The organism is Leptolyngbya sp. 7M (assembly GCF_018128485.1).
Window position 1 is genome coordinate 6,109,053 of the sequence record NZ_CP070897.1, and the last position, 26,190, is coordinate 6,135,242.

The 26,190-nt window shown below is 53.0% G+C and carries 35 protein-coding genes; 13 read left to right on the forward strand and 22 right to left on the reverse strand.

Annotation, left to right across the window (positions count from 1 at the left end; all coding sequences use genetic code 11):
- Window positions 1-143: 143 nt before the first annotated feature.
- Both JVX88_RS43505 and JVX88_RS32500 read right to left on the reverse strand, forming a co-directional pair.
- Complete coding sequence (locus JVX88_RS43505) at window positions 144-323, reverse strand: M24 family metallopeptidase (RefSeq protein WP_317134680.1); 180 nt, start codon at window positions 321-323, stop codon at window positions 144-146.
- Between the two features lie 169 nt (window positions 324-492).
- Window positions 493-1,410, reverse strand: a complete 918-nt coding sequence (locus JVX88_RS32500) for an anthranilate phosphoribosyltransferase family protein (RefSeq protein ID WP_263975665.1) — start codon at window positions 1,408-1,410, stop codon at window positions 493-495.
- Window positions 1,411-1,626: 216 nt separating this feature from the next.
- On the opposite strand from JVX88_RS32500, the gene JVX88_RS32505 reads away from it, so the two are divergent.
- The 3 genes from JVX88_RS32505 (at window position 1,627) to JVX88_RS32515 (ending at window position 4,186) form a co-directional block, all read left to right on the forward strand.
- Window positions 1,627-2,733 (forward strand): NB-ARC domain-containing protein, encoded by a 1,107-nt coding sequence (locus JVX88_RS32505; protein ID WP_211622590.1) that lies wholly within the window; start codon window positions 1,627-1,629, stop codon window positions 2,731-2,733.
- 587 nt (window positions 2,734-3,320) lie between these two features.
- Entirely contained in the window at window positions 3,321-4,091 is a 771-nt protein-coding gene (locus tag JVX88_RS32510) for a hypothetical protein (protein ID WP_225931253.1), read from the forward strand.
- Window positions 4,067-4,186 carry a hypothetical protein gene (locus JVX88_RS32515; RefSeq protein ID WP_263975353.1) on the forward strand — a complete coding sequence of 40 codons (120 nt, stop codon included), beginning with the start codon at window positions 4,067-4,069 and terminating at the stop codon, window positions 4,184-4,186. Before JVX88_RS32510 ends, JVX88_RS32515 begins: the two co-directional genes overlap by 25 nt.
- 171 nt (window positions 4,187-4,357) lie before the next feature.
- Here JVX88_RS32515 and JVX88_RS32520 read toward each other — a convergent pair whose 3' ends face one another.
- Window positions 4,358-4,534: a hypothetical protein gene (locus tag JVX88_RS32520; RefSeq protein ID WP_211622594.1), complete on the reverse strand. Its 177-nt coding sequence runs from the start codon at window positions 4,532-4,534 to the stop codon at window positions 4,358-4,360.
- On the opposite strand from JVX88_RS32520, the gene JVX88_RS32525 reads away from it, so the two are divergent.
- Window positions 4,533-4,934, forward strand: coding sequence for a hypothetical protein (locus JVX88_RS32525; RefSeq protein WP_211622596.1), 402 nt, complete (start codon window positions 4,533-4,535; stop codon window positions 4,932-4,934). The genes JVX88_RS32520 and JVX88_RS32525 overlap by 2 nt on opposite strands.
- 110 nt (window positions 4,935-5,044) lie before the next feature.
- Here the strand turns inward: JVX88_RS32525 and JVX88_RS32530 are convergent, their stop codons facing one another.
- Window positions 5,045-5,338: a hypothetical protein gene (locus tag JVX88_RS32530; RefSeq protein WP_211622598.1), complete on the reverse strand. Its 294-nt coding sequence runs from the start codon at window positions 5,336-5,338 to the stop codon at window positions 5,045-5,047.
- A 257-nt stretch (window positions 5,339-5,595) separates the two neighbouring features.
- Between JVX88_RS32530 and JVX88_RS32535 the strand changes: the two genes are divergently transcribed.
- On the forward strand, window positions 5,596-6,690 hold the full coding sequence (locus tag JVX88_RS32535) for a glycogen/starch/alpha-glucan phosphorylase (RefSeq protein WP_317134524.1): 1,095 nt from the start codon (window positions 5,596-5,598) through the stop codon (window positions 6,688-6,690).
- On the opposite strand, the gene JVX88_RS32540 is transcribed toward JVX88_RS32535, so the two are convergent.
- A complete protein-coding gene (locus tag JVX88_RS32540; RefSeq protein WP_211622599.1) occupies window positions 6,588-7,133 on the reverse strand; it encodes a hypothetical protein in 546 nt (181 codons plus the stop codon). The genes JVX88_RS32535 and JVX88_RS32540 overlap by 103 nt on opposite strands.
- 235 nt (window positions 7,134-7,368) lie before the next feature.
- On the opposite strand from JVX88_RS32540, the gene JVX88_RS32545 reads away from it, so the two are divergent.
- Window positions 7,369-7,929 carry a phosphoribulokinase gene (locus JVX88_RS32545; RefSeq protein ID WP_263975354.1) on the forward strand — a complete coding sequence of 187 codons (561 nt, stop codon included), beginning with the start codon at window positions 7,369-7,371 and terminating at the stop codon, window positions 7,927-7,929.
- A gap of 125 nt (window positions 7,930-8,054) precedes the next feature.
- Here JVX88_RS32545 and JVX88_RS32550 read toward each other — a convergent pair whose 3' ends face one another.
- The gene (locus JVX88_RS32550) at window positions 8,055-9,002 is read right to left on the reverse strand and encodes a hypothetical protein (RefSeq protein ID WP_211622601.1); all 948 of its coding nucleotides are present in this window, start codon (window positions 9,000-9,002) and stop codon (window positions 8,055-8,057) included.
- Between JVX88_RS32550 and JVX88_RS32555 the strand changes: the two genes are divergently transcribed.
- Window positions 8,989-9,165 carry a hypothetical protein gene (locus JVX88_RS32555; RefSeq protein ID WP_211622603.1) on the forward strand — a complete coding sequence of 59 codons (177 nt, stop codon included), beginning with the start codon at window positions 8,989-8,991 and terminating at the stop codon, window positions 9,163-9,165. The genes JVX88_RS32550 and JVX88_RS32555 overlap by 14 nt on opposite strands.
- Window positions 9,166-9,211: 46 nt before the next feature.
- Here JVX88_RS32555 and JVX88_RS32560 read toward each other — a convergent pair whose 3' ends face one another.
- From JVX88_RS32560 to JVX88_RS32575, 4 genes are all read right to left on the reverse strand, one after another.
- Entirely contained in the window at window positions 9,212-9,793 is a 582-nt protein-coding gene (locus tag JVX88_RS32560; RefSeq protein ID WP_211622605.1) for an anti-sigma factor family protein, read from the reverse strand.
- 258 nt (window positions 9,794-10,051) lie between these two features.
- Complete coding sequence (locus JVX88_RS39735) at window positions 10,052-10,858, reverse strand: sigma-70 family RNA polymerase sigma factor (protein WP_225931255.1); 807 nt, start codon at window positions 10,856-10,858, stop codon at window positions 10,052-10,054.
- A gap of 32 nt (window positions 10,859-10,890) precedes the next feature.
- On the reverse strand, window positions 10,891-11,082 hold the full coding sequence (locus tag JVX88_RS32570) for a hypothetical protein (RefSeq protein WP_211622607.1): 192 nt from the start codon (window positions 11,080-11,082) through the stop codon (window positions 10,891-10,893).
- A complete protein-coding gene (locus JVX88_RS32575; RefSeq protein WP_211622609.1) occupies window positions 11,079-11,846 on the reverse strand; it encodes a PepSY-associated TM helix domain-containing protein in 768 nt (255 codons plus the stop codon). Before JVX88_RS32575 ends, JVX88_RS32570 begins: the two co-directional genes overlap by 4 nt.
- Here JVX88_RS32575 and JVX88_RS32580 point away from each other — a divergent pair.
- Both JVX88_RS32580 and JVX88_RS32585 read left to right on the forward strand, forming a co-directional pair.
- Window positions 11,835-12,302, forward strand: coding sequence for a GNAT family N-acetyltransferase (locus JVX88_RS32580; protein WP_211622611.1), 468 nt, complete (start codon window positions 11,835-11,837; stop codon window positions 12,300-12,302). The two genes, JVX88_RS32575 and JVX88_RS32580, sit on opposite strands and share 12 nt — an antisense overlap.
- A 73-nt stretch (window positions 12,303-12,375) precedes the next feature.
- Entirely contained in the window at window positions 12,376-13,830 is a 1,455-nt protein-coding gene (locus tag JVX88_RS32585) for a DUF512 domain-containing protein (RefSeq protein WP_225931256.1), read from the forward strand.
- A gap of 461 nt (window positions 13,831-14,291) precedes the next feature.
- Here the strand turns inward: JVX88_RS32585 and JVX88_RS39745 are convergent, their stop codons facing one another.
- Complete coding sequence (locus JVX88_RS39745) at window positions 14,292-14,534, reverse strand: hypothetical protein (protein ID WP_225931868.1); 243 nt, start codon at window positions 14,532-14,534, stop codon at window positions 14,292-14,294.
- On the reverse strand, window positions 14,476-15,618 hold the full coding sequence (locus tag JVX88_RS32595; protein WP_211622615.1) for a hypothetical protein: 1,143 nt from the start codon (window positions 15,616-15,618) through the stop codon (window positions 14,476-14,478). The genes JVX88_RS39745 and JVX88_RS32595 overlap by 59 nt, the downstream gene beginning before the upstream one ends.
- A 2-nt stretch (window positions 15,619-15,620) precedes the next feature.
- Here JVX88_RS32595 and JVX88_RS32600 point away from each other — a divergent pair, with 2 nt between their 5' ends.
- The gene (locus JVX88_RS32600; RefSeq protein WP_211622617.1) at window positions 15,621-16,424 is read left to right on the forward strand and encodes a CHAT domain-containing protein; all 804 of its coding nucleotides are present in this window, start codon (window positions 15,621-15,623) and stop codon (window positions 16,422-16,424) included.
- A 101-nt stretch (window positions 16,425-16,525) separates the two neighbouring features.
- On the forward strand, window positions 16,526-17,056 hold the full coding sequence (locus JVX88_RS32605; protein WP_211622619.1) for a trypsin-like serine protease: 531 nt from the start codon (window positions 16,526-16,528) through the stop codon (window positions 17,054-17,056).
- 57 nt (window positions 17,057-17,113) lie between these two features.
- On the opposite strand, the gene JVX88_RS32610 is transcribed toward JVX88_RS32605, so the two are convergent.
- Entirely contained in the window at window positions 17,114-19,318 is a 2,205-nt protein-coding gene (locus tag JVX88_RS32610) for a competence/damage-inducible protein A (RefSeq protein ID WP_211622621.1), read from the reverse strand.
- A 783-nt stretch (window positions 19,319-20,101) separates the two neighbouring features.
- Here JVX88_RS32610 and JVX88_RS32615 point away from each other — a divergent pair.
- On the forward strand, window positions 20,102-20,596 hold the full coding sequence (locus tag JVX88_RS32615; protein WP_211622623.1) for a DUF1269 domain-containing protein: 495 nt from the start codon (window positions 20,102-20,104) through the stop codon (window positions 20,594-20,596).
- A gap of 254 nt (window positions 20,597-20,850) precedes the next feature.
- On the opposite strand, the gene JVX88_RS32620 is transcribed toward JVX88_RS32615, so the two are convergent.
- A complete protein-coding gene (locus JVX88_RS32620; RefSeq protein WP_317134525.1) occupies window positions 20,851-21,108 on the reverse strand; it encodes a sugar phosphate nucleotidyltransferase in 258 nt (85 codons plus the stop codon).
- Window positions 21,109-21,313: 205 nt separating this feature from the next.
- On the opposite strand from JVX88_RS32620, the gene JVX88_RS32625 reads away from it, so the two are divergent.
- Window positions 21,314-21,508 (forward strand): hypothetical protein, encoded by a 195-nt coding sequence (locus JVX88_RS32625; RefSeq protein WP_211622625.1) that lies wholly within the window; start codon window positions 21,314-21,316, stop codon window positions 21,506-21,508.
- 24 nt (window positions 21,509-21,532) lie between these two features.
- Here the strand turns inward: JVX88_RS32625 and JVX88_RS32630 are convergent, their stop codons facing one another.
- From JVX88_RS32630 to JVX88_RS32665, 8 genes are all read right to left on the reverse strand, one after another.
- The gene (locus tag JVX88_RS32630) at window positions 21,533-21,931 is read right to left on the reverse strand and encodes a pentapeptide repeat-containing protein (RefSeq protein ID WP_211622635.1); all 399 of its coding nucleotides are present in this window, start codon (window positions 21,929-21,931) and stop codon (window positions 21,533-21,535) included.
- Between the two features lie 103 nt (window positions 21,932-22,034).
- Entirely contained in the window at window positions 22,035-22,916 is an 882-nt protein-coding gene (locus JVX88_RS32635) for a hypothetical protein (RefSeq protein ID WP_211622637.1), read from the reverse strand.
- 113 nt (window positions 22,917-23,029) lie between these two features.
- Window positions 23,030-23,380 carry a hypothetical protein gene (locus JVX88_RS32640; protein WP_211622639.1) on the reverse strand — a complete coding sequence of 117 codons (351 nt, stop codon included), beginning with the start codon at window positions 23,378-23,380 and terminating at the stop codon, window positions 23,030-23,032.
- Window positions 23,340-24,737, reverse strand: coding sequence for a CRISPR-associated helicase Cas3' (gene cas3, locus JVX88_RS32645; protein ID WP_263975355.1), 1,398 nt, complete (start codon window positions 24,735-24,737; stop codon window positions 23,340-23,342). The genes JVX88_RS32640 and cas3 overlap by 41 nt, the downstream gene beginning before the upstream one ends.
- Window positions 24,676-24,933, reverse strand: a complete 258-nt coding sequence (locus tag JVX88_RS32650; protein WP_211622641.1) for a hypothetical protein — start codon at window positions 24,931-24,933, stop codon at window positions 24,676-24,678. The genes cas3 and JVX88_RS32650 overlap by 62 nt, the downstream gene beginning before the upstream one ends.
- A gap of 174 nt (window positions 24,934-25,107) precedes the next feature.
- Entirely contained in the window at window positions 25,108-25,410 is a 303-nt protein-coding gene (locus JVX88_RS32655) for an acylphosphatase (protein WP_211622643.1), read from the reverse strand.
- Between the two features lie 18 nt (window positions 25,411-25,428).
- A complete protein-coding gene (locus tag JVX88_RS32660) occupies window positions 25,429-25,803 on the reverse strand; it encodes a hypothetical protein (RefSeq protein WP_211622645.1) in 375 nt (124 codons plus the stop codon).
- 36 nt (window positions 25,804-25,839) lie between these two features.
- Window positions 25,840-26,022: a hypothetical protein gene (locus JVX88_RS32665; RefSeq protein ID WP_211622647.1), complete on the reverse strand. Its 183-nt coding sequence runs from the start codon at window positions 26,020-26,022 to the stop codon at window positions 25,840-25,842.
- Window positions 26,023-26,190: the final 168 nt, after the last annotated feature.

A 26,190-nucleotide genomic window follows, 5' to 3' on the forward strand; every position in this document is an offset into this window, starting at 1 on the left:
CTGTATGTGGCATCTCCTGTCCCTGCGAAGTGAGATGCGCTCGCTAATCTCCAATCAGCTTCTTAGCTCCCACTCAAGCTCATAACTCAGCTTCATCAACCAGTGAGTGCCTGATCTACACAAAAGGCATTGCGTCTTCAAACTTAGGGAAGTGTAAAAACCATTCCTGGGCGCAACTTTAATCCGCTGCCCCGTTTACCATAGTGAGGAACTTGAGGCTCGGTATGAAACTGCCTGCCAACACCATGCTCAACTATATCTCGAACAACTGAAAACCCATTCGCATTAGAATATTCCTGGATTGCAGCGCCAATATCACCAATTCTTGCATCGGTTTAACTTCAGAGATTCCCCACATCATTGGTTGATGAGTGACTTCAACCAATTTCCGGGCTGTTGCTGGTACATTATCAACCAGAAATGTTTTAAGTACCTCGGCATAATTAAAAACCAGATTCAAAACCCTGCGTGGGCGGCGCAGGGTTTTGGGTTTTATAGTTCCACCGGTTCCCGGCTGGCGTTCCGCACAGTATCCACGATCTCAGCTAGCTTTTCAGCCGCTTTACCACTGCTAAGAATTGCTTTGGCTGCCCCAAACCCAGATTCTAAATCGGCGCAATAACCACACTGCCAGAGGTAAAAGCCACCGTTCCAGATCGCGGCATCCGTCAAGTCACCGGGCTGGCCTTGTAGGACGGTTTGCATCGCGGCCACTAGTTCCGGAGTAGGCAACAGCGGCACTTCTAACCCGGCAAAACCATAATCGCGGGGATGGAGCAACAACCGCTCAAAGTTTGGTTCTGCGTCGGGTTGACTGAGGCCGACAATGCAGGTACGGTCGCGGGGTAGGTCACAGCTTCCTTCCAGTCCTTTCACTGTCATAAATCGCTGGGTACCTCGCAGGGCAAAGGCAGCTCGCGCCATTTCTTCGGTGGGCGGGTGGACGAAGCCAGACACAAGCAGGGCTTCTCCAGCATAGGGGCACCAGAACAGCTCCACAGTTGCAAAGGGTGGGCGCTTACCAATTTGTTCCCGATAGGGGACGAGCGCTTCGGCTAGGGGAAAGTGAGTGGGCAGATAAACGAGGCCCAGCAGCGTCTGGGCAAATACCTGCTGTACCTGATCGAGCGACAGCACCGTCCAGTCTACGCCCAACTCCTGCCAGATCTCTACCAGCGGCACACCTTCTTTGGTGGGCATGCGTCGCCCGCCATGCATCACCACCGGACAGCCCACTGCCGTTAGGATCAAAGCCGTTAGAGGAGATAGGGGCGCGGTCCGTGAGCGTCCATCATAGGGAATGCCCATCACAACCGCTGGGTAATTGGCCTGAATCGCCGTTAGTTTTGGCCCTAGCTGATCGTAGACATCTAGCATCCCCGCCAGTTCTTCACCTGTGGGGCGTTTAATCCGATGGGCAGATGGCTCATTTTGCGTTTTCCAACTTCAATGAAACTGTGCGCTGAGGATGCATCGTCAACTGACCTCAACAGGCAGTTGTTTCATGTAGTTTCAGTATGTGCGGCTGAACTCATCTATGTCGATAAGGAAAGTTCAGGCAAAATACAGGCAAAATACAGGCAAAATACAGGTAGGGTTTTTGAGTTCGTCAGGGAGTCCAGGTTGATGAAATTTGAGAGTGCGCTTCATATTGCAGATGAGGCCATCTTTCTGGAAACAGGAAGACGACTGACACCGGTTGAGGTTGCTGTGTTACAGGGTTCCTGGCAACGACAAACCTATGAACAAATTGCTGATGCAACTTACTATTCGGTTAACTATCTCAAGTTAGATATTGGTCCCAAACTCTGGAAGCTCCTGTCTCAGGCTTTGGGTGAAACAGTGAGCAAAACAACCCTTCAAGCCGTTTTGGAACGGCAGTGGCGACGCAATCAAGCCGTGCCCAATCGCGTAGAAGAAAACCAGCAGCAGGTATTTTCCCCACCCGATTGGGGTGAAGCAATCGATGTCTCCGTTTTTTATGGATGCACTTCAGAATTAGAAATCCTGACAGAATGGGTTGTCCAGGACCAATGCCGGTTAATCACGCTGCTGGGAATGGGTGGAATCGGCAAAAGTTCTCTGGCTGCTAAAGTTGCGAACCAAGTACAAGATGCATTTGAATTGGTAATCTGGCGAAGCCTGCGAAATGCCCCACCGCTGGAAAACCTGTTGAGCGATGTACTCCCCTTTCTATCCCAGCAGCAGGACTCCAGAGCCGAGCCTCATCGACTGCTGCACTGGTTGCGGACACATCGCTGTTTGGTGATTTTGGATAATGTAGAAACGATTCTGCAAGCAGGCAGGGCAGGACAGTACCAGCCAAACTATGAGGCTTATGGCGATTTATTTCGTCTGATTGGCGAGTCAGTGCATCAGAGCTGCGTGATTCTCACTAGTCGGGAGAAGCCTGCTGAAGTCGCAATGATGGAGAGCACCCAGGTTCGGTCATTATCCTTGAACGGTTCTCAGGACACTGCTTTGGCATTGATTGAGTCGAAAGGACTGTCCGGAACCGAGGCAGAAAAACGCCAGCTCTGTACCGTGTACAATCACAATCCGTTGGCATTGAAGATTGTGGCAGCTTCCATTCAGAATTTATTTGGCAGCAAAATCCATGCCTTTCTTCAGGCAGAGGCCATTGTATTTAGTGGTATCCGGCGTTTGCTGGATCAGCAATTTGAGCGCCTGTCTGAGCTGGAGAAAACGATTATGTACCGGTGGTGGCATTGAAGCGCCGACAAATTTGCTCTAGATAAACCCTTGGCACAGGTTGCGAATCATTACGGTAGCTGGCACCCTCAACTTTACCAAACTCGGAGCCAACTCAGAGTAGTACCAGTTCTCAGTTTTGTAGCTTGCTTCTGCATAGCAGTGTTTTGAGTTTTAAGTAATGAAAGCTGATCCAACTAAATAATCAACCTACTTGTATCAAAGATTGCGGAATTGATCTTAAAGTAAACTTTGGTATCGTCAAACTGATTCTGGGCAGAAAGACGATATAGTAAAAAGTGAAGCAATAAAGCTTCGTTGGCAAATTTGACAGCCAAGATCACGTTCAACAAAGTAGAGGTTAAAAAGCTGTTTAATTTGCATCTGTCTCGTCTAACCGTAACAGCACTTCTGCGAAACATTGATATTTCCTCTTAGTAGTTAACAGAGAGTTTGAGCGCTAAATCAATATTATTTTTTCATGATTGAATTAGCCCAACTCTAGATAGAATCAGGAGAGATGAGGAAATCACTCAGCGTTTCACGCAAGGGGTGCTGTTACTGCTTTAAAGCCTATGGTAAGGTAAAGAGACAGGTAAAAGTGCATCATGGCAATTATTGCTTTGAAAGCCTGGTATCTCCAGGAATATGAACCAATTCGAGAATTAGAAAAGCGCCCCCACGATTTGCGCCTCAGTAAAAATAGTCTGTTGAAGTCGGCTTTGCGAGCCGATTTTTTAGAAGACAGTGAAGATGTCAAACAATCGGTTTGGTTTCAACGCTATTTAGAAGGAGAAACCGTTGAGTTCTACATCGAAGGCAGCGGCGGTTACGCTATTTCTAATATCGATTTAATCAGTCATGAAATCTACTTTACCAAACAAGATGTGATGGCCCATTTAGAGCCAACGATCTTTCTTTGTTATCAAACTGAATACGCAGAATCGAGTGAATTACTGCGCGAAGAATTGCAGACGATAATTGAAAAACTCAACAAGCGATCGCGGCTGTTGTTAACGTTAGAAGAATCCCATCGTCCCACGGAAGGAGCGGTTCGCCTCAAAAGTACCTTGATGCAGAAAATCCGCAAAAGCCTGCTGTTTATTGCCGACGGGACGCCAATTCTGCAATTGGACAGCGAACCACCCCAACCCATTCCTAGCCCCAAAGTTTGTGTGGAAGTGGGCTATGCGCTGCAATGTAAACGTGCTGAACAAATTTTGCTGGCTCAGATGGAGCGGTCTAGCGTCAATGGTCAGTTTGCCTTCGACCTGCCGCAGGGGAATCGCCTCCTGTTCCGCAAGTCGAGCGCGTCTTCACGGTGCCCGGCATGGGGCAGCACTTCGTCAACGCCGTGCAGAACAAGGACCTGTTCCTGATCATCGGCGTGGTGCTGATCTTCTCGACGATGCTGATCCTGTTCAACCTCGCGGTGGACGTGCTCTACCGCTGGGTGGACCCGCGGATCGAGTGACGCGGTCCGTCATTTTTGTAACGATCTCAGCTGTAAAGACTAAATGCTCGGTGGACAAGCCTTTGCGCGAGTGAGATCGGCCGATTGATCTGCGGAAATCTCTTTCTGTTTCGCCTTTGAGCCGAGCCACTTCGATGCGGCACTTGCGAGGATCTCGTTGCATCGGTACGCTTATCGGCCAAAGGAGGAAATGATGCGTCTATGGCTAATGGTTTGCTTGTGCGTGCTCATGGCATCCAGTGGTGTGGGCTGCGCTTCCATCGTCCACGGCTCCACAACGAAGATCCCCGTGAGTTCCGATCCGCCCGGAGCTCGCGTCCAGGTGACTGGCGGCAAGATGGGTGTCATGAACGTCACCGCGCCGACGACCATCACGCTCGACAACTCGTACGACTACGCGCTCACCTTCTCTGCTGATGGATACCAGATCGAACAGGTGCAGATCACCCGTGTGCTTCGAGGGATGTTCTGGGGCAACATACTGTTTGGTGGAATCATCGGCGGCGCTGTCGATGCCGGTACAGGAGCCATGTGGCGACTGGTGCCCGAGTCGATTACCGTGACACTAACACCCCTGAAGCCAGGAGAGGCTCCACGCCAAACCTCTACGCAGCCGCTCACACTTGAAGAGCGGCGCGCGATGATGGACCGATTGCGTGCAACGAACCAAATCACGGAAGAGGAATACCAAGCTTCAATCAAGGCGATCGACAAGGAGATGAAGATGGCCGGTCAAGGCCCTAGATAGCCTCGTCCCGGATGGACCGACAATGCCGCTGGTGTGAGGTTGGACGATACAGCCACTCAGCGTTGCTTTGGCTTCGGATCTTGAGCGCGAATTGTCGACACAGAATTCGTTTAGATCGATCGTTGTTCGAACGTCGCGCCCTCGAGCACGTCGAAACTCACGAACTGGCCGGGCTTGAAATCACCCGGCCTCTGGCGCGGGTCGGTGGGGGTGCAGTGGATGGGCATCCCGGCGTTCACCACCACCGCGTCGGGCTCGATGGCGACGACCGTGCCCTGCACGCGGCGGGGCCGACCGTAGACCGGCTCGATGTACCGCCCGCCGGTGGTCACCTCGTCGATCCGCCGAGCCTTGGCGCGGATGATCCCGATGATCCGCAACTCGTCAGAGTTTCTGAATTTCAAAGCCCCGCAGGGGTTTTTGGATAGGCTCTTAATGTTGTCTTTATGCTGTAGCCAGCAATTATAAGGCATCGTGAGTTCAATCTTGGGAACAATGACGAGACAATTGCCGAACAGCTATCAAACAACCACCAAACCATTACTAAACAATTACTAAGAATTGCTTAAGCCTTTGCTTGATGTAATCTTAAACACGAATCCTTGTCATTCAAGGTTGTAGTGTGCATTAGTTTAGGTGAACCATCGCTCAACTTCAGCTTATGACCAGTCACCCAACAGATATTTGTGCTCATGTGCATGTAGAAGACGACCGCACAGGTACGACGGTCTCTACACTCAAGCGGGCACTTGCCGACAATTTATACTACATCCAAGGTAAAGACGAAACCTTTGCCACCCTGTACGACTACTACATGGCACTGGCGTACACAGTGCGGGATCGTCTAGTGCATCGTCGGATTAAAACAGCCCAGACGTACTACGAGAAAGATGCCAAAATCGTCTATTACCTCTCGGCTGAGTTTCTCATCGGTCGCCTACTGCTTAATAACCTGATCAACCTAGGGCTGTACGATCAAATTCAGCAAGCCTTGAAAGAATCGGGCCTTAACCTCGATGATTTGATTGACCGCGAAGAAGAACCGGGTCTCGGCAACGGAGGCTTGGGTCGGCTCGCCGCCTGCTTCCTCGATTCATTGGCCACGCTGGAAATTCCTGCTATTGGCTACGGTATCCGCTACGAATTCGGCATCTTTGACCAGTTGATCTGCGATGGTTGGCAGGTCGAACATCCTGACAACTGGCTGCGCTTCGGCAATCCCTGGGAAATTGCCCGTCCCGACTATATGGTCGAGGTCAAATTTGGCGGCCATACCGAAGTTTATATCGATCAAGAAGGCAAGACCCGCAGCCGTTGGTCGCCTCGCATCACCGTACTCGGCACCCCCTACGATACGCCTGTCCCTGGCTATGGCAACAATACGGTCAACACCCTGCGCCTCTGGTCGGCCAGAGCGGGCGAAGATTTCGACTTTCACGTGTTCAATGCGGGCGATTATACCCAGGCGGTAGCAGCCAAAACCTTCTCAGAGAACATCTCGAAGGTGCTCTACCCCAACGACCACACGCCTCAGGGCAAAGAGCTGCGCCTGCAGCAGCAGTATTTCTTTGTGTCTTGTTCGTTGCAGGATATCATCCGGCTGTACTTGCGCAAGCATGACAACTTCAATGCCTTCCCGGATAAGGTGGCAATTCAGCTTAACGATACCCACCCGGGACCCACCATGCCATTCATGATCCGATCGTCGGTTAAGGAGTACTCTCTGGCAAGCTGCTCAAACGCTGCGCCTTCTTGAAGCTGGGTTTTTAGCTCTTCGGCTAACTCTTTGTCGTCCACAATGATCCGCGACAGCACGACCCGGTCGAGAAACACCTTGCGCTCGATAAAGTATTCCGGTAACTTGGCCGCCGTCACGTCTTCTTTGAGCTTTTTCAGCCGAAAGCTGCCGGCAATTTGATTGTGGAACGCCTCGTAGGTGAGTCCGTTTTCGGCCAGCCATTGCTGAAACTGATTCGGATCAGTGAGCTGGTTATTCAGGCGAAAATCAACCACGGCCTGTTCCACAACTGCCGGATTCACACCAGCATTTTCCTGGGCTTGCAACTCTCGCTCAATCACAAACTGTCGCACAATATCACCGATGAAGGCATCGAGCTTGCGGGTCGCCTGAAGGTAGTTGAGAATTTGCCCGGTGGAAATGGGCTGATCATCAATAAACAGAAAGGGTTCAGAGGTCACGAGTTCAATAGGATTGATGGACTATGCATCGAGTTCAGCAACCTCATTATGCCCAAACTTACCGAGGCTTTATCCAAACTTTACGAATGGGTTAAGTAAGATTACGTGCTGCTAAACCTTAGCCGATCCCCATTCTCAGCAAATCCTCAAAAAACTTGACCTTGTGCGATCCCAATTCCCCTTAAAATAATGAAACCAATTTTCACTGCTCCCCACCATCTGCCCCGGAGGAATTATGACTCAGCGCCCAATTATCCTCGGCATCGTTGGCGATAGCGCGGCTGGTAAAACCACCTTGACCAGGGGCATTGCTCAGGTATTGGGCGAAGACGATGTAACGGTGATCTGTACTGACGACTATCATCGCTACGATCGCAAGCAACGGGCAGAGATGGGAATTTCAGCCCTGCATCCAGACTGCAACTACCTCGACATCATCCAGCAGCATCTGGGTTTGTTACGCACCGGCCAACCTATCCTGAAGCCGATTTACAACCACAGTACCGGTAGCTTTGATCCGCCAGAGTATGTCAAACCAAATCGGTTTGTGATCGTTGAGGGGCTACTCGGCTATTCAACTCGCGGCATGCGGGACAGTTACGATATCAAAGTTTATTTGGCACCTCCAGAAGATCTGCGTGCTACCTGGAAAATCAAACGCGACACCCGCAAACGTGGCTACACCGAAGCCGAAGTGATCGAGCAAATCCGCAAACGGGAACCCGACTCGGAAGCCTATATTCGTCCACAGCGGCAATGGGCGGATGTTGTGGCACTCGCGTCGGCGTGGCGATGACGTACAACGGCGATGACCCTTGTGCAGGCCAAAGTAGTCTACCCTGGCCGCGCTCCGCCCGCAAGGCACGGGTGCTTCGGCTGTGACGACTCTGGACTTGTCAAAGACCGTTCGAGGGATGAGTGTCAGACGGCCATCGCTGGTGTGAAATTGGGAGTCTTGCCGACGAGAATACGGCGACAGCGAAAGACGGCGTTGATGCCCCGGGCCGACAGTGCTCGGTGGTCGATGGATTCGGATTGAAGCTCGCGCATCGCCAGCAGCGAAGCGATCACGTCATGGTCGAGGGGGATGCCCCAGAGCGGCCACGTCCAGCGGGTGTCATCGGCGCGGGTGCCGGAGAAGCCACGGGTGGCGAGCTTGTTGCCTGCTGCAACAGATTGGAAGAAGGGGAACGCTTCGATGGCGAGGCGATTGGCGCCGAGCATGCCGCCGCGCTTCTTGCGATCGGGATCGCCGCTGGGTGTGCTCCATTGATGAGCGTGGCGACGGTCTTCGCTGGGCTCGATGTGGTGGAGCGACTGGTTGTCGAGCGGATCGGCGTAGTCCCAAGGCTGGAAGAGGGTTCGTCGAAGGTGTTCGGGTTTGCAGAGAAGCATCACGCTCTTCAGGTTGCCCCAGAAGTAGTCGCGGCGAGCGGTCTGCAACTGGCTGGTTGCGTCGGGGGCAAGGTCGGAGGTCATCGCTGAGAGCCAATCGAGAGCGCCCGCGGAAACATCGCGGTCTGCAGGGCCTTCAGCGCCGTGGGCACGGGCGCGTAACAGCTGTGGCGGGCTGTATCTTGCGCTCACCACATCGTCCTTGTTCATGAACGCAATGGAGTGCCTTGTGGCATCAGTTCCCAAAACACTGGCGAGGGAGGTGAGCACATCGTCCTGAACGAGCGAGCGATTCGCGTGCAGCGTCGGGACCCACCTGCCGGCGTGGATGGCCCACGACGTCTTGAAAGCATGATCCGGAGACCCTCGTGAGAGTACACGCAGTGTGCCGAGGGCCGCGAGGAAGGCCAATGGGTTGCTGCCGTCGAGGCCCGAGAGCACAATACCGTGGTCGTTGTCTGTGGAGCGGTTCACGACGCGTCCTCCTGTTTCGCTGCGGCGACCGGATCACGGCCAGCGGGCAGGGCGGTCGGAGGCGTGGTGGTGGTGTGCTCGGGCGGCTCGCCGCAGGCCCAGTCGGCGAGTCGGAGCAGAGCCTCGAGGTACGGCAATCCCCACCAGCCGTAGCGGCGGGTGAGGGTCCAGAATCGCTCAGCGACGCCGCTGTCGAGGCAAGGTTGTAACTACCGAATCGTTTGGGGAGAGTCCTGAAGAACACCAGGAGCAACGGCAGCCTTAGGGATTTCAATTGGTGGGTGGTTGATCGCAATCATTAAGCCATCGCTGGGGACATCCTCATTGGGTGTTAGCGAGTCGGCTATCGACGGAGCGTAACTGTTTTGCGGTAGGGCGCTAAACAGGGCACCAATTAGGACAGCCGCTGCCGCCAAACCACCCCAGATTAACCGCTTCGGCTGACACTCAATCCGCGCTGTTACCCGATCAACTAGCTGATCAACGCTTTGTTCAGACTGGGCGATGGGTAGCGTATGCAGCCGCTGTCGCAGGGTGAGCAACCGCGTGTAGAGTTGCTGCGTTTTGGCATCCGTAGCCAGCCACTGTTCAACTTGCCGCCGCTCGTTAGCCGAAACCTCGCCATCCAGGTAAGCGCTAAGTAGCTCAAACCGGTCGCGCTGCATTATAGAAGATAGCTCTGGATGAGCTTCAGCACTGGATTCGGCAATAAGGCATTCGTTGCTCTGCTCAGTATTGATCGACTCTTTGGGGTTGTTGCGTTCGTCAAATTCATCAAGATGGTTGATCATGTTGAGAGTCTCTGGAATTAGAAGCCGATATTAATGAATTACCTCAAGTCTCCGATTAGAGTCTCTAAATAGTGTAATGAGCCGGCCAAACTCTGGGTATCTTGCACTAGGCAGAATCACGGTCTATGACTGATCACTCCTTAGATAAGGCTACTGAACTTGGAATCATCCATCCGTCGCAACTATAACACCCGTAAACAAGGATGGGGGTGTAGGGTCAAATCCACTTCATACTTTAGACAGCTTGTGATAAATTTGCTACGCATCAAGATATTGCTGCAATTGTTCCTGAAGCCGCTGACGCGCCCTGGCAATTCTAGATTTGACCGTTCCCAACGAGACTCCGGTAATCTCAGCAATCTCCTCATAGGCCATACCCTCAATTTCGCGTAGCACGATCGTAGTCCGGAAAACTTCTGGCAGATCGGCAATCGCGTGGCGAAGCTGCTCGTAAAATTCCTGAGTGGCCAACTCTTCAGCCGGTCCTGGGGTATCGGAAGCCAGTTCCCAGTCCAGCTCTCCGTCCTCTACCGCCAAGGGTGCATCTAACGAGAGGGGTACACTGTTGCGCTTGCGTTTGCGTAACTCGTCATAGAACAGGTTAGTGGTAATGCGGCTCAGCCAGCCGCGAAACTTCACTGGTTCCTGTAGCCGTTTGATGTTGCGGTAGACGCGAATCCACACCTCCTGGGCTAGGTCAGCCCAACCAATGTCGTCGCCGGCGAGCGCGAAGCCGCGGATGACGAAGAGTTCGCCAGCGATGCCGAACCCCGTCGTGGTGCGGATCGTGGGGTCGTTCTCCAGCACCTGACCCAGCGTCTGCGGCTGCTGATTGAGAATCAACGCCGCATTGTAGCTGCGCAAACTGAACGGAACATCTTCCGCCGCCTTGTCTCCAAGCACACCCGCCCTGCCGGATTGCTCGACGCCGGACTGGTTGGCACGCTGGGCGGTGACGACAATGTCGTCGTCCTCGGCATCCTGGGCGGCAAGAGGAGTGGCCCAGGCAGGGAGCGCCAGCGCGGTGGCGAGGAATAGCGCTTGGCGCAAGGTTGGCCTGTTCATGACGTTTTCCTTCAGGATGGAATGCCGGATATTCAGGTTCGGCGCGCGCGCAGGGCCCAGATGACCGCCAGCACAGGGGCGGCGAGCGCCAGCCAAGCGGCGGCATCGCGCCATCCGTCGCCGGTGAGCGCCACGACGAGGCCGACCAGGCCGAGCAGGAAGATCGCGATCGGCCAGGCAAATATTGCAGCGGTGGACCGCCCGGACTTAGCGGCCCGAATCATTCGGCTGGAACCGGCACGACATCGATCGCGCCAAGTCGAGCGGAGGCGGAGGCGCCTTTGGCCCACCAAAGGTAAAGGCCGGAGGCCAGAACGACGATAGTAAACAGGGTCAGGACAGCCCACAGGATCTTGAGCGGCAGGCCGCCGTAATCGCCGAAGTGAAGCGGCCGGGAGAGCGACAGTGCCTGATAATACCAAGGCATCGGGCGGGCATCGGTGAAGACGCCAGTTTCTGCGTCGATCAGGGCCGGCGTAAGCAGGCGCTCGGTCAGCGGCGTGTCGCCCTGAAAGAACACCGCGTAGTGGTGCTTCGAACTGAAGGTGCCCCCCGGAAAGGCGATGAACTGCGGGTTGTTACCCGGCAACACCGCGCGCGCACTCGCCATCGCGACGTCGAGCGAGCCATACCGGGCCGGATCGAGGGGCTCGCGGCCGTCGTAGGCCCGAGTCATGTCGGCCAACTCGTTGGCCTGCCACAGGTCCTCGATCGGCGTGGCGAGGGCATTGATTACGCCCGTCACACCGACCACCGCCATCCATGCCAGCGCGACGATGCCGAGCAGGTTATGGTAGTCGAGCCACTTCGTCCTCTTGCTGCGCGAGGCGCGAATGCTGCCGAACGCGAGCTTGCGCATGAACGGCGCGTAGAGGACCACGCCCGAGACCAGCGCGATAACGAACAGCAGCCCCATCGCTCCGAGAAAGAGCATGGGCAGGCGCTGACTGGGCAATCCTATCGGCAAGTGATGGAAATGCGAATTCATCAGTTAACTCAGGTCGAATCGGTTGCGACGGCTGACGGTTATTTGCGGTTCGCCACAGAAGCCGATCGTTCCTTGCTGCTAGAGTGGTGTACTGCCTTTGCCTCTGAGATCGGGGAGGTCGTGATTGACGTGCCTGAAAAAGTGGTGGATGCCGGGTTGAAACGGCAGAGTATTTACCTCTGGGAGGATGGTACGCCTGTCTCATGGGCTAGCGGCAGCCAATCTTTACCGACCGCCGCTCGGATTGGTCCGGTTTATACGCCACCGCAGCATCGGCGCACAGGCTATGCCACAGCCTGTGTTGCAGCGCTGAGCCAAAAACTTCTCGATCAGGGATGCCAGCGCTGTTTTCTGTTTACAGACTTGGCAAATCCCACCTCGAACCATATCTATCAACAAATTGGCTATCATCCTATCTGCGACTGGCATGACTTTGCCTTTCACTCGGAGCTGTGAGTCCGCATTTCGGCAAACGGAATTGCAGTTCCCATGCTAGATTGAATTTGGCGCATGCTGGAGAAAGGCTGTCATGACGAGTGCTGCCTACCTAAACACAGATATTGACTATCCTGAATCTGATGGTAAGCCAATGGCTGAAAGCGATTACCAACGTCCTTACATAGCCTATGGCACTGAGATTCTAAATATTTACTTTGCCGATCGGCCTAATGTTTATGTCTCTGGCAACATCCTGATTTACTACGAAGAAGGCAACCCCAAGGCAAGTGTAGCTCCCGATGTATTTGTTGTCTTGAATCGTCCCAAGGGTAAACGTAGATCTTACAAAGTTTGGCAAGAAAACAATCAGTATCCTGATTTTGTTTTAGAAATTACGTCCAAATCTACTGTGAGTGAAGATCAAGGCATCAAACGGGGTTTATATGCCTTCTGGGGCGTATCGGAATATTTTCAATATGACCCCAGTGCTGACTATCTAGAGCCACCACTCCAGGGCTATCAATTGATGAATGGAAATTACTTCCCGCTGCCCGCAACGACGTTGCCTAATGGCAACCTATCCATTACCAGTGCTGTTTTGGGTTTAGAACTGCATCTAGAGCAGGGAGAACTGCGTTTCTACAATCCGGTGACGGGTGAGAAACTTCTGACCCATGCGGAAGCAGAAGCCGCCCGACAGACCGCAGAAACCGCTCGACAGGCCGCAGAAACCGCCCGACAGGCCGCAGAAGCGAAAGCAGAACGGCTAGCATCCCGGTTACGAGAACTGGGAATTGATCCTGATCTGGAGCAAACCCTGCTGGACTTGGCCCGCTTCCATTCGGGGGATGTACCGACGGTGGCTTCGGTGGCGGTGGTGCCGGTAGGGCTGACGCGGTTTCGTCCGCCGGAGGATGAGCTGGTGCCCGTAACACCAGAAAAAGCCCGCGAGGTGATCGCGCAGGTGCAGGCGCTACAAGCTAAGTTTCATCGCCAGTTTGGTACAACCTTTGCCTGGTTAGCGGATGAGTGGTTTTTGATTGCTCAGCAACCGCTACCGCCCGCTGCCCACTACGAGGACTATCCCCAGATCGGTAATGGAGTTGGCTCGATCCATCAGTTTCTCAGCCAGTTTCATGCTGCTGCTGCCCAACTTCCGGCCCACGTTGATCAGCCTCGCCGACTGACATGGGTAGTGGGAAATGCGGTGGAGTATGCATTTCAGCCTTTAGTAGAGCGATTAAACCAAGTAGAGGGCTTGACGGTGCAAATGGCAGCACTGCGCAGTCTGTACTGGGGACAACAGATCACCGTAACAGGACTGTTGACAGGTGAAGATTTGTTACAGGGGCTACAACCCCTACCTCTAGGGGATGGGATCCTGCTTCCTAGCTTGATGTTGAAGCATGACCAAGCTTGTTTCCTAGATGACATGACGGTGGAGCAGGTGCAGGAACGGCTGAAAACCCGGATTTGGCTGGTACACAGCGTGGAAGAGCTGCTGGCAATCTGTGTGTCTCCTCAAGAAAAATTGTTAAGGAAGTAAATTTCCATAGACGTTACTTACGATTTGTAGGCCAAGTTGAAGATTGTGTGAGCGGAGGATTAAAGTTCCGCAATTTTTGTGATGTGGGATTACCTTAGGTAGGACTACTATCTTGAGAGTGAAATTTCATAGTGGGGCAACCTTTTCTTCATGACTAGCTTGAAACGCAACGCTAGACAGATTCAGTTTACCGGTGATCCTACTGATATTACAGGCAGACTTGGTAAAAAGAAGGACGTTTTCTACCGATTTAGACTGGCTCGCAGTAGCGATATTTCCTTGACTTTAGATGGCTTTGCAGCTAAGGCGAATGTCGATCTGTTCCTACTAAATCGAAAAAACCGCGTTCTGCGCAAATCCACTAAACCTGGAAATGCTGCTGAATCTATTAGCACTGCCCTGAAGCCTGGCGAATATTTGATTCGAGTCCAGAATAAGCGCAGCAAGACGAAAACCAGCTTTCAGCTCCAAATTGCCACAACGACTCCTTTATCCGCTCCTACGCCGTCACCCTCTACTACACCATCACCAACTGGAGAGGTCAAATCACTGATGCGCGCGCGATGGCTCAAGCGATACTGGAGACACTCGATGCGCCCGAAACCGCCTTGGTGCGAGCCGAGGCTTTCGCGCGGGACGCAGCGGTTACTCGCTATCTTGCCGCCTTGGGTCTGGAGCCGCACGCTCCCAAGCGCTGAACTCACCAGCAACCACACGCTTCAGGTTGAAACCAGCGCTCGCTAATTTTTCGCTCCAGTCCGTTGATGGCGCAGCGGCTTCGATTGTGACTATAGTGATTTCCGGCAAGGCCGCGATCGCTTCGTACCAGTTCAATGCCGTCACCTCATCTCCGAAGTGGACTATCTGGCATCCTCTGGCTCGCTGCGGATCCGGATCGATTACGGTAACCGCCTCCAATTGATCGAGATAGCTCGCGCGCGCCGACAGGCGCGTTCGTTCAGTTTGCGCCGAAGTTGGCTCAATGGCCAATATAGTGGAGCCGCTTCCTGCAATTCGGGCGAGGCGGCAGGCGGCATAAGAAACATTGCTGCCCAGCAGGGCGATTCGCCTGAAAGCTCGAGCTTGTGGAGTGAGATAGGAAAGCACGCTGGCATTCGCTGTCCTTGGCGAAAACAGAACTTCGCAATTGGTCGGATCGGTCGCATCGACGGCCAATGTAACGCCGCCAGCGTGAACCACGACCGGCAGATTTTCCTCCTCGATCGATTTTCTGAAAAGGAGCTTCGACAAACGTCTTCCGCCCTTCCCGCGACACAACTGGCGGGCAATCAAAAGCCGCGTTCCCAGCGAACCGTACTTGACGCGCATATCTCGCGCATAGGCAACCATCGCGGCGGGCGTAGCCAACACAGCCCAGAGCCGGGCCAGCCCAGTTAACTCCTCTCTATCCTCCCGGCACCCAAGATGAAACTCGGCACGCCGTAGCCCGATCGCCAGCTTGGCTACTTCGACCGGCGTCGTGCGCCACCATCCCGCATAGTGTCGGAGGGCGAAGCGGTAATATTCAGAATCCCCCCAGGCCCTTTGCATTCGGTCGAGCCCACTGAGGCGCGCCTCGCGATGATCGTGGAATATCCGCGCCGGATCTTCTATGAATCGCGTCTTGTAGTTACGCGCAATGTCCAGCCAAACGCGCCCTTCCGGAATGAAGCGGGTCGGCAAATCCTCGCGAAACGGGTGTTGGCGCAATATCGCGGTGCGATGGAAGCCCAACCTTTCGCCTGCCATCTTCATCACGAAAGTAGCGGTGGCGGAATCGATGTCCAAAGGTGAAGGCAGCCTTTCCGAACCGACGATGCGATCATCCTGGTCGATGCAGCGCGCGGTTCACCCAACAGTCTGCTACGGAAGAAGACCTTTGCGGAACTGCGGCTGACCGTGCTTCTATCGCCAATTTCTTAATCAACACACCAGAAAGTTCAGCCAATTCCAATCTGCCTATCGAGGTTGCTAGCACTTTGCGATCTTTTAATCTGTCACACCTTCGTCGTTTGCCCTGCACCCGTCTAGAAGCAGATAGTATTCTGCCGCTCGTGCCTGACCCAAACCAAAAAGCAGCCGTATTTGACTTCAACGCCAACTACGATTGGATGACTCAGGCTAACTCCCAACTCGATCAATATCGAATCATCCACCTTGCCACGCATGGCTTTGCCAATGAGGAAAAACCTGAACTGTCGATGCTGGTTCTGTCATTGGTTGATCCCCAGGGCAATACTCAAAACGGTATGCTGCGGCTCCGCGATATTTTCAATCTGAAGCTGAATGCCGACATGGTGGTGCTGAGTGCTTGCCAAACCGGACAAGGGGAAACGGTGCGCGGCGAAGGGCTGATTGGCATAACGCGGGGCTTTATGTATGCAGGCGCAAAGCGAGTCGTCAATTCACTGTGGTATGTAGATGATGCTAAAACTGCGGAACTGATGGTACGGTTCTATCGGGGCATTTTAGAAGAGAACCTATCACCGACCGCTGCTCTGCAAAAAGCCCAGATTCAGATGTGGGAGACCTACAAGAAACCCGACCTCTGGGCCGCTTTTACAATTCAGGGTGAATGGCGTATCCAAAATTGATACCTGTTTAATCTTGAGTTGCTTTGGCTTCACTATAAAGTAAGCATATCTTCGTTAACCACATGTCTATATATTTAAATGTCCATCCGTGAGGAGAGTCAATGAAACGGTTTCTAGCCCTGTTGCTGTCTAGCTTCTTGGTTGTGATTACCGCTGGATATGGGTTATCGGTTCGAGCACAATCTCCCAGCCCAGCCGCAGAACGCTTCACACCCACCCCAATTGCCATTGCCTTTAACCCTGCTACTGACGGTGAAACCTATCGCCCACCCGATCGAGAGCAGTCTGATCTGCCCTTTAGTGACGATTCTCGTGCCATTATTGGCAGAGATCAGCGTGTGCCCGTACTCAACCGTAGCTTTCCCTGGTCAGCGATTGGCCGAATTGATTGGAGCGTGGATGGAAAAGAGTTGGGCCACTGTACAGGAACGCTAATTAGCCCAGATGTAGTTTTGACCAATTCCCACTGCCTCGCACCGGAAGAAGCCAATTATCAACCGATTATTCCCCGTGGTACAGAGCAAAATGGCCGAATTCAAATCCTCTTCACCAGTTCTCGCGAAGCCAATCTCCAACCGGATTCAGGAATGCGATCAAAGTCAGGCTACCGAACATCGGAAGAAAGATCATAACCAAGGCCATCGGTGTAAGCCGCCCCAACTCGGTAATGATTGTCTTTAATCGCTTGATCAAATGGTGTGCTCCTTCTCGCCTCGGATCAGCTGTCGTCTCAGATAGTCTAGAGCTGCCTGGCTTGATCTCCACCTAACAAGAAAACGGTCCCCGGGTAAAGACAATCGTATCGCTTTTGTTCCCATTTTGCCAGAATAACCGACATAAACGGTCCCGACCGGCTTTTCTTCTGAGCCGCCATCTGGCCCCGCTATACCAGTAACGGAGATGGCGTGGTCCGTTCTCGCCTTGGTCCGCATCCCCTCGGCCATTTCACGTGCGGTCTCTTCGCTGACCGCTCCTAATTTTTCCAAGGTCAAAGCCGACACCCCAAGGACCGACATTTTTGCGACATTGGAATAAGTGATTGCACCTTGCATAAAGTAAGCAGACGAACCGGGCACATCGGTCAAACGCATTGCTATCAACCCACCCGTGCAGCTTTCGGCGACCGCCACAGTCTCCCCTCTCTGAGTCAAAAGGCGTCCGACTACCTCTTCCATACTTTCGCCGTTCAAGGAAAAGACCGACAGGCCAAGCTTCTCACTTATGCGTGCTGCAACATCATCAAGAAGCTCTGCAGCGTAGTTTACGTCCTCAGAGTGAACGGTTAAATGAAGCTCCACCTCACTCTTATTGAACAATATCGAGGTCTGTAAGTCTTGATATGATCGGTATATATCAGAGACCGCCTCATCTACGGCCGATTCCCCCATACCGGAGATCTTTATGACCCGCCTCTTTACGCGAATTCCGTCGGCCTTTTCGCTCAGCCTTGGAAATACAAAGTTTACGAACATCGGCTGCATCTCGCGGGGAGGGCCGGGCATCAAGATCAATGCCTTTTGGCCTATCGGGATAAACATTCCGACTGCCGAGCCAGTCGGATTAGGTAGTATTTGTGCACCTTCAATAACAAACGCCTGTCGCTTGTTGATCTCAGGCATTTCCCGTCCCCACGAGCGAAACCGTTCACGTAGCCGGTCTTCGATCTCATCCTGATAAACAAGTTCCCTTCCAATAGCCTTTGCTGACACAGGACGAGTAATGTCATCCTCGGTGGGGCCGAGACCGCCGGTTGTAATGACCAGGTCTGACCGCTTGAGAGCATCGCGGATGGCTTCTTCAAGACGCGCGGGATCATCACCAACAACCGTTTTCAACTTCACGTTGGTAAAGTCATGAATTGTGTTGAGCTGGTCTCGCAGGTTGCCTAGGTAATTAGCAGCTAGCTCTTGTAATTCGGGGTAAATGCCGGAGGAGGCCGATCCCAATGTTGTTAGAGCCGTATGGTGTGCAGCTAGTTCGGTTTCTCCGGGTTGGTTGTGGATGCGACCATTGCTCTCAACTGCGCCATCTTCGGTTTTTGGCAAGTCATGAAACGTGCGTCTAAAGCTCAAGGCTGCGGTCTCAATAGCTAAGACCGATTGTTTTAGGGCTTCCTGCTGAGCGTGGAGCGCTTCTACTTCGCTGACTAAGCTGCTCAAGTCGCGCCGGGGAACCAGATCGGCCACGATTTTGATCAGTTCGGCTACTTCTTGCTTTAATGAGCTGACATCACCCGGCGGCGGTAGTTTGCTGAACTGACGATCTAGCCGCGTGATGTGCTCTTGCAAAATCGTCAGGTTTGGCTTGGTTTGGTAGCTAAAGCTGTCTAGATTAACCTGAAGCGTGGCGACATCCTGTTTTAACTGATCGACTGTTTTTTGAATTCCGTCAGCTTGCACCTGACTCGATAACCCTCCCAAATCAGCTTCCATCTGGTTGACGGTTTCCATCAGATAGTCGCAGCGTTCGACCACCTGACGAACTTCCTGGCGCACAGTCCCCAACCCCTGTTGCTCGATGGTAGCCAATCGCTGGTGCATGCTTTGTCTCAATGTTGAGATTTCATTGTGCAGCTTTTCGGAAACTTCCTGATTTTTGAACAGCAGCGACCGATTGAGGCGATTGATCGTTTCTGGTTTGGGCAGCGAGGCCACCTGTTGATGTACTCGATCGATTTGCAGCGCTAGATACTGATCGGTTTCAGTCAGAGTGGTGTCGCGCTGCTCACTCATTTGGGCCAAGCGACGACGATTCAATAATCCCAACACCACCAGCAAAGATAGGGGCGTCGTTGTGTAGAACACCTGATTAAGCAGGAGAGATGCCACTGAGCCAGCCCCTAGGCCAACAAGCGACACGTTCTCCAGGGCATTGAGCCACGAGTACTTCTTCATGTTGAGACAACAGCTTGTGATATACGTTTTAATTCAGGCAAGGTTGGGTCCATTCCGGGGGCATATTCTCTTTCTACGAAGTCTGCCTATGTCGTCAGGAAAACTGCCAAAAACCCCAGCCGCAGGGAAAAATCGAGCTTAGCAACCTCTGTGCCTCTGTGGTCCCCTCAACGCTCCCTCAATTTTGGAGTTAATCCCCAACCCAGAACTCAGCGCCTAGGTTTACTCAATTCAAACTGTTCTATGTTGATGGAGCCGCCCAAGCCCTAACCCCAATTCGACTCGGCGAGCGCATTGTACTCAATGCCCCCATTGCCATTGCTGAAAACCGCATTATAATTCCATTTCTGACCTCAACTGAGGTAATCAACCGTTCTTATGGTATCGATACTACCCTGCGAGAGATGGCAGAACCCGCCAATGAGTGAAAGCAAACGCCTTTGTAGATGACCAGTTCAAGGTTCAAAGTAGAATTTCGAATCAGATTCTGAGTTCGTCTTGAATTGACGTAATATTTTGTATATTACCTGTGTATAAACTATTTCATTTCTCTTTCGCCGATGTTTTATCTCCAGCTCTGTTGAGGTGAGCAGCACCGTTATATAGTTGCCATACAGACTTGTCATTTTGCAATTAATGAGATATTCTTAAGGCCTCGACCGAGGATTTCAACAGCTCATCACAAGTGTTTGTCCCAGCACTACCAAAAGCGCGTTTCTCGTATAGAATGTGCGAAGCTGTAACATTCTCTATTTCGCTTAAGACAAGATTAAGGAGAAAATCATGTCAACCTTAACAGTCTGGAAATTCAACACAGTTGATGGTGCAGACAAAGCTTTGACAAAACTAGAAAGCTTGCAAAAACAGCAGCTAATTCAGGTGCTCGATGCGGCAATCGTCAGCTGGCCCCAAGGACGCAAACGGCCTAAAACCTATCAGGCCATGAGCACCGCAGGAGCAGGAGCACTGGGTGGTGCCTTCTGGGGCATGTTATTTGGTCTAATCTTTTTCGTGCCATTGCTGGGAGCAATCGTGGGAGCTACAGCCGGAGCTGTGGCCGGTCGATTTACCGACTATGGCATCAACGATGATTTCATCAAGGAGCTGCAAAGCAAGGTCACTGAGGGTACATCTGCCCTATTTCTGCTCACTGGCCAGGTAACGCTCGACAAAGTAGAAGCCGCATTCGCTCCTGAGGAACGCGGTCAACTGATCCAATCCAACCTGTCTACCGAACAGGAAGCCAAGCTGCGGGAAGATTTTGGAGCAGAGGTATAGAAGAGTTGATGCATCTGATTCAAGTATGAGCATGCGTACAGACAAGCTGTTTAAGCAGGTTCATATGAGTTTCATATTTTGTTGCTCTAAGCTAAGGGGCGAACAAGTCTCAGTAGCATCTAATAACTCTCATCATGCTCAGAGTGCTCGAATAAGCTAACATCTACTCCCCTTGAGGGGGGCTACACCATAGGCACGGCCTCCCTTTCTTATTGATATAACTCTATGTTTCGTTTCGTCTTTGGATGAACTATTTATTGAATTTCCACAAATCCTTCGTTGAACCCAGAAAAACTGTAGGTGCGAGAAATGTGACGGTTCAGCGAGGCCGAATTGAACTGGGTCAACACATAGATCTTGTAGATCTCGGAATTGATGCAGTTGCTGACCGGAATGTCAATCAACCGATATTTACCGGCAATCGGCACCGCAGGTTTTGCCCGCAATTTGGTTAATGGATACAGCCGGGTGCCAGCACCTCCGCCCAGAATAATTGCTAGTACCTTTTTCACAATGACCTCTTAACTGCCGCTTAACAACCATTCAACTTCCACCTACAGTGTCTGATGGTCGGTAGCAGTTGGCAAGGGTCTAAAGGCAGAAGATTTGGAATTGGGATCGAGAAGGAGAATGTGGGGATCAGGAAAATCGTTAGTTTTTGGGAAAATCTAGCATTGGAGTTGCCTAAAATGAAAAACTAAACGGATCGTTTCGGCAATGGACCCCCAACCCCAACTCACCCCCGAAGAACTCCAGGAATGGCAGCGCTGTATTGCAGAAGCCAATCGCCACAATATCTGGTGCCACTGTCGGGACTGCGATCGGGAATGGGTCGCCTCTTCAGAAGTGCCCTGTGAGTGCGGCAGTAAACGGGTGGAGTATATTGCCTGCTGGCAATTTCCAGATGACTAGCGCCTGCTGGCAATTTCCAGATGACTAGCGCCTGCTGGCAATTTCCAGATGACTAGCGCCTGCTGGCATGTTCAAATTAGCCTGACTCAGATTGGTTTCACGAAAATTCGAGTTTCTTAGCTCAGCTGCTTGTAAATCAATACCTTTTAGGCTAGCTTTTGCTAAATCTTGACGGCTCAGGTTTTGTTTTGCGCGGTTTGCCGCCTCCAGTTTTTGGAACAAATCCTGATCGGATGCAGTGTGTTGATTATGCTCGGCTTCTTGGATTTCTCGCTCGCGTTGTATCGCTGCTTTCAGTTCTTTTTGCAATTCTGCAAGCTCAGATTTAATCTCTTCAAATCTTTTGCCAGTCGATCTAGGCTCTATGTAGATCGGACTTTGCTTTTTCAAGGCTTCCAGTCGATCTATCTTGATCTGGTCCACTGATTCCTGAAGCGCTACCTTTCCCTCTAAGCCATCTAAGCTAATCAGTTTCTTGCCTGTGCCGCCCGCTGCGCAGGGTTTTGGGTTTTATGTTTGATTATGCTCACCTACTGGTAAATAGCATCGTTGTCAACTGCTGCAAATACTTTAATCCTTGCAGGGAACCATGAAGCAGCCGCAATCCACTCACCGGATGGGCCAGTAAGCTTGTCACTAAGGCGGCGCTGAACAGCTCCTCCACCAGCTTGATGAACGGGTCCATCGACCCGCCCACGTCGAGGAACAGCAGCAGCTTGACCGCGTTGTGCCGTTCCGGCCGCATGTGGATGTCGAGCCAGCCCTGGCGCGCGGTGCCGTCGATCGTCGCGTCGAGGTCGAGTTCGTCCGCCGCGCCCTCGCGCGCGAAACGGCGCAGGCGGCGCAGCGCCATCTTGATGTTGCGGGTGCCCAGTTTCTTGGTGTTGTCGAGGTTCTGGAACTCGCGCTTTTCCCACACCTTCAGGGCGCGCTTGTGCTTGCTCTCGCCGCCGATCCGCACGCCTTCCGGGTTGTAGCCGGAATTGCCGAAGGGGCTGGTGCCGCCGGTGCCGATCCACTTGTTGCCGCCCTGGTGGCGCTTTTCCTGCTCCTCGAGCCGCTTCTTGAGCGTCTCCATGATCTCGTCCCAGTCGCCGAGCGACTTGATCTTCTCCATCTCCTCGGGCGTGAGGAACTTCTCGGCGACGGCCTTGAGCCAGTCTTCGGGAATGTCGACCGGGTTTTGCCCGTAATCCGTCAGCAGGCCCTTGAATACCTTCTGGAACACCTGGTCGAACCGGTCGAGCAGGCCTTCGTCCTTCACGAAGGTCGCGCGGCTGAGGTAGTAGAACGCCTCGGGCGTCTGCTCGATCACGTCCTTGTCGAGCGCCTCGATCAGCGTGAGGTGTTCCTTGAACGTCGCGGGGATGCCCGCCGCGCGCAGCTCGTCGACGAAGTTGAAGAACATGCCGCTGTCTATCCGCGCCCGTCGCGAAACACCAGTGGCCGATTGCTACGTATATTGCGAGGCAAGACTTAAACCTTCGCTAACCATGCGCCGCTATCACCCGCACAGAAAATTCAGGGGGCGCATTGGTCATGAAGCACGAGCATATCGGGCCCGCGGGAAGCGGCGCGATCAGCCGGATTCCCGCGCGCTGTGGTGAAGTCACGGTCGGTTGCACCGATGTCGCGGGGATCGTGCAGGAGGTCATCCGTTCGTCGGAGCGCCTGCGGGCGGAGCACATCGCCCTGCGCGGCACGGTCGAGGCGCTCGAACTCGACCAGCGCAAGGTTTCCGATGCCAGCGACGAGGCGCGCCAGCTTTCCGAACGGGCGATCGAGCGGCTGGGGCAGGGCACCAGCCTCATCCAGTCCTCGCTCGGCCAGATCACCGCCTTGCTCGAACTGGTGGACACGCTGACCCAGCACGTGACCGGGTTCGCCGCCGCGATGGAGCAGGTCCGCTCGAGCGCGCAGGACATCGAGCAGAACCACAATAACGACGATTCAGCCGTCCTAGCCGCTGGATCAATCCTGCTGAATCAGCAATTTGAGACACTAGCAAGGTGGCAGACAAATCCAACGACATCTCAGCAACTTGAGTGGCAATCGCCATCACCGCACCTTCTTGCTTAAACCGATCCACCACTTCCCGATGATGATTGACGCGATCGCCGTATTTATAGCGGCTGTGATAGAGCAAGGGTTTCAAGCCGCGCTGTTGAGCGTCCTGATAGACTGCGATTGCCGTATTCACCTGATTACACACCCAGAGAATTTTGCCGCCCTGCTGAAACTCAGCCTTGACGCGATCCCAGTCTGGGGCATCCGCATAGTGGAATCGGTAACGGGGTTGGATCTCCAGTTCCTTTGGTCCTTGAATAATTTGGATAGCCTCACCCACCGCCGCTTCAACCGCCTTCACCTGCCAGGGTAGAAACGAAGCTGACATTAGCAAAATTGGTGCTTTCACGACTTGCAAAAATCGCAGCAAAGCGCCAAATAGCTTGTCATCGTAGCAATGCACCTCATCGAACACAAAGGCAGCCTGAGCAATGGCCGGAAAACAATACATCGGGCGGCGATTGCATTGCAGCAGTCCCAGTACCGTGTCTACAGTGCAAACGCTGACCTTAGTACTCCACGCCTTGAACGATTCCAATTTCGTTTCCAGGTCATCATCATCGCCGGTTGATTGCAGGTCTAGATGCTCCAAGTCAACGGCGGCGCGAGTATGCAGCAACGTTGAATCGACCTTATCGTGAACATAGTCGAGAAAGCCTTCGGTGCTCGTACCTGTGGTGGGATAGCAGAAGAATAGCTTGCGTTCTACCGCGTGGTGTTTCGCCCAGTTGTAGGCTCCTAGCGTTTTGCCCGTGCCACAACCTGCTCGTGCCAGCGTTACCCGCGAGGTCGCATCACCGAGTTGCACTTGAAAGGGACGCAACGTATCGCCTTTCAACCGTTCATCCACCACATGCTGTAGCTCTAGTTCGGTTAGCGTGTAGCGAATTTGGGTTTGAATCCAGGGTTTGATGGCTAAGCCATTGGCTGGCAAGGCTGAACCGCTGGTGTCACCTGCCACAAGCAATGCTTTGACAACTGCCGTTAGGATTGGATCTGCCTCCCAAGTGGCGAACTCTTGTAAGAGCCGTTGTCGACGCTGTTTTAGGTCTGCAATGGTCCAGGTCGTTGGTAGGTTTTGAGGCAGGTTTGCACCAAGTTTACAGCTCTTCTGCCCGTATCGAAGTAGCCCAATGAAGTGGCGGTGATGCGTGTACAGCATCCACTTTGCTGAAATGCGCCCAGCCAATTGCCCCAAACACGAGCACTGACAGGGTTCCAGCTAGCAGCCGGGTGTAGAGGGGCGGCAGTTCACGCACCGCCTTGCCCAGTTCATAGGATAGATAATCTTCTGGGCTAACAAACTGTTGGCGGGTTTGGCGAGCTTGAGCGGATGACGTGTCTTGGGAGGACTGCATGGCAATTTAGATTGAGTGGATATAGAGAGGCAAGAGGGGCAGATGTGAAGCGAGAAACAACTAGCCTCAGATTCTAGATCTCCTCTATTCTGCCCATATTTTCTCTCAACTGGAGGTGGACTTGACTAGATTGGATAGCCTACTCAATAACCGGATTAAACTACAACGGAGACACTACCACCTGACTGAGCTAATCACCTCAAACCCTTGCAGCCCTTCAGGAGTTTCGTAGTTCACATCTACAGCAGTGACTTGGGCAGCGGGTGGGCCTTGATGGCACCAGCGGAGCATTTCGTCTATCTGGGCCTGTGTCCCTTCAAACACGGCTTCCACTCGTCCGTCTCGCAGGTTGCGCACCCAGCCGCTGAGTTTCAGCAATTGGGCCATATCCCAGGTAGAGGCCCGGTAGCCCACACCCTGCACCCGACCTGAGATGATCGCATGGGCGCGGATCCGATCAGAAGACGGTTGATTCATAGGAACTTTCCAGTCAACCTAGAGTTTTTCTTGTAGCGGCTTACAAAAATCGTCGATGCCGGTTTTGGCGACATAGAGTACCACCGGAGTGGCCAGAACCGTTGGAATGTTGGTTTCCTGAGCCAGAAGATTAATCGCACTGCTAACAGTTCCAGCCTGAATCGCTTCCTTGATCCCTGTCTGGCAGAGAAAAACCCGCCATCGTTTTGCCACTCCGTCTAGCCACTGTTCGGTGCGATCGGGTTCCTGCCCCACCTGGAGGGCTAAGGCAATGGCGGCATCTTCCAGATCTCCCTCGCAGTCTTCGATCATATTGAGCGCCCGCAGCGCCACTTCGTTATCGGCTAGTTGGGAACGATATTGGTCAATTTCTTCGGAAGAGAGGGTGATCATAGTGCTCGCATTTGCCAATCTTTAGCTCAGTTTGCCTTATCGCCGGGTTCCCATCAAGCCATTCACAACCCCCGTGCCAATGCACAGCAAGATCAGCAGCCAGATGATGCCCCCTGGCAAGAAGGTCAAAATTCCAATTCCGCGTAGGAGCCATACGGCAGCCGTCAAGCCGAGGGCAAACAGAAAAAGCTGCGTGGTGGGCCGCATGGATTTAAGCATAAACCAACTGTTGGGGCATAAGCTTGTTGTGGCATACTGGGCAGTTCTGTTACCGGAATTGTCCAGCTAGCCGAATAACCAACTAGCAGCTAGGTGCCGCAGAGCATTGACTAGCTATCCCAAGAGTCTGTAGAGAGTCTTGGGTTAGCTTCCAGAAACTTACACTGC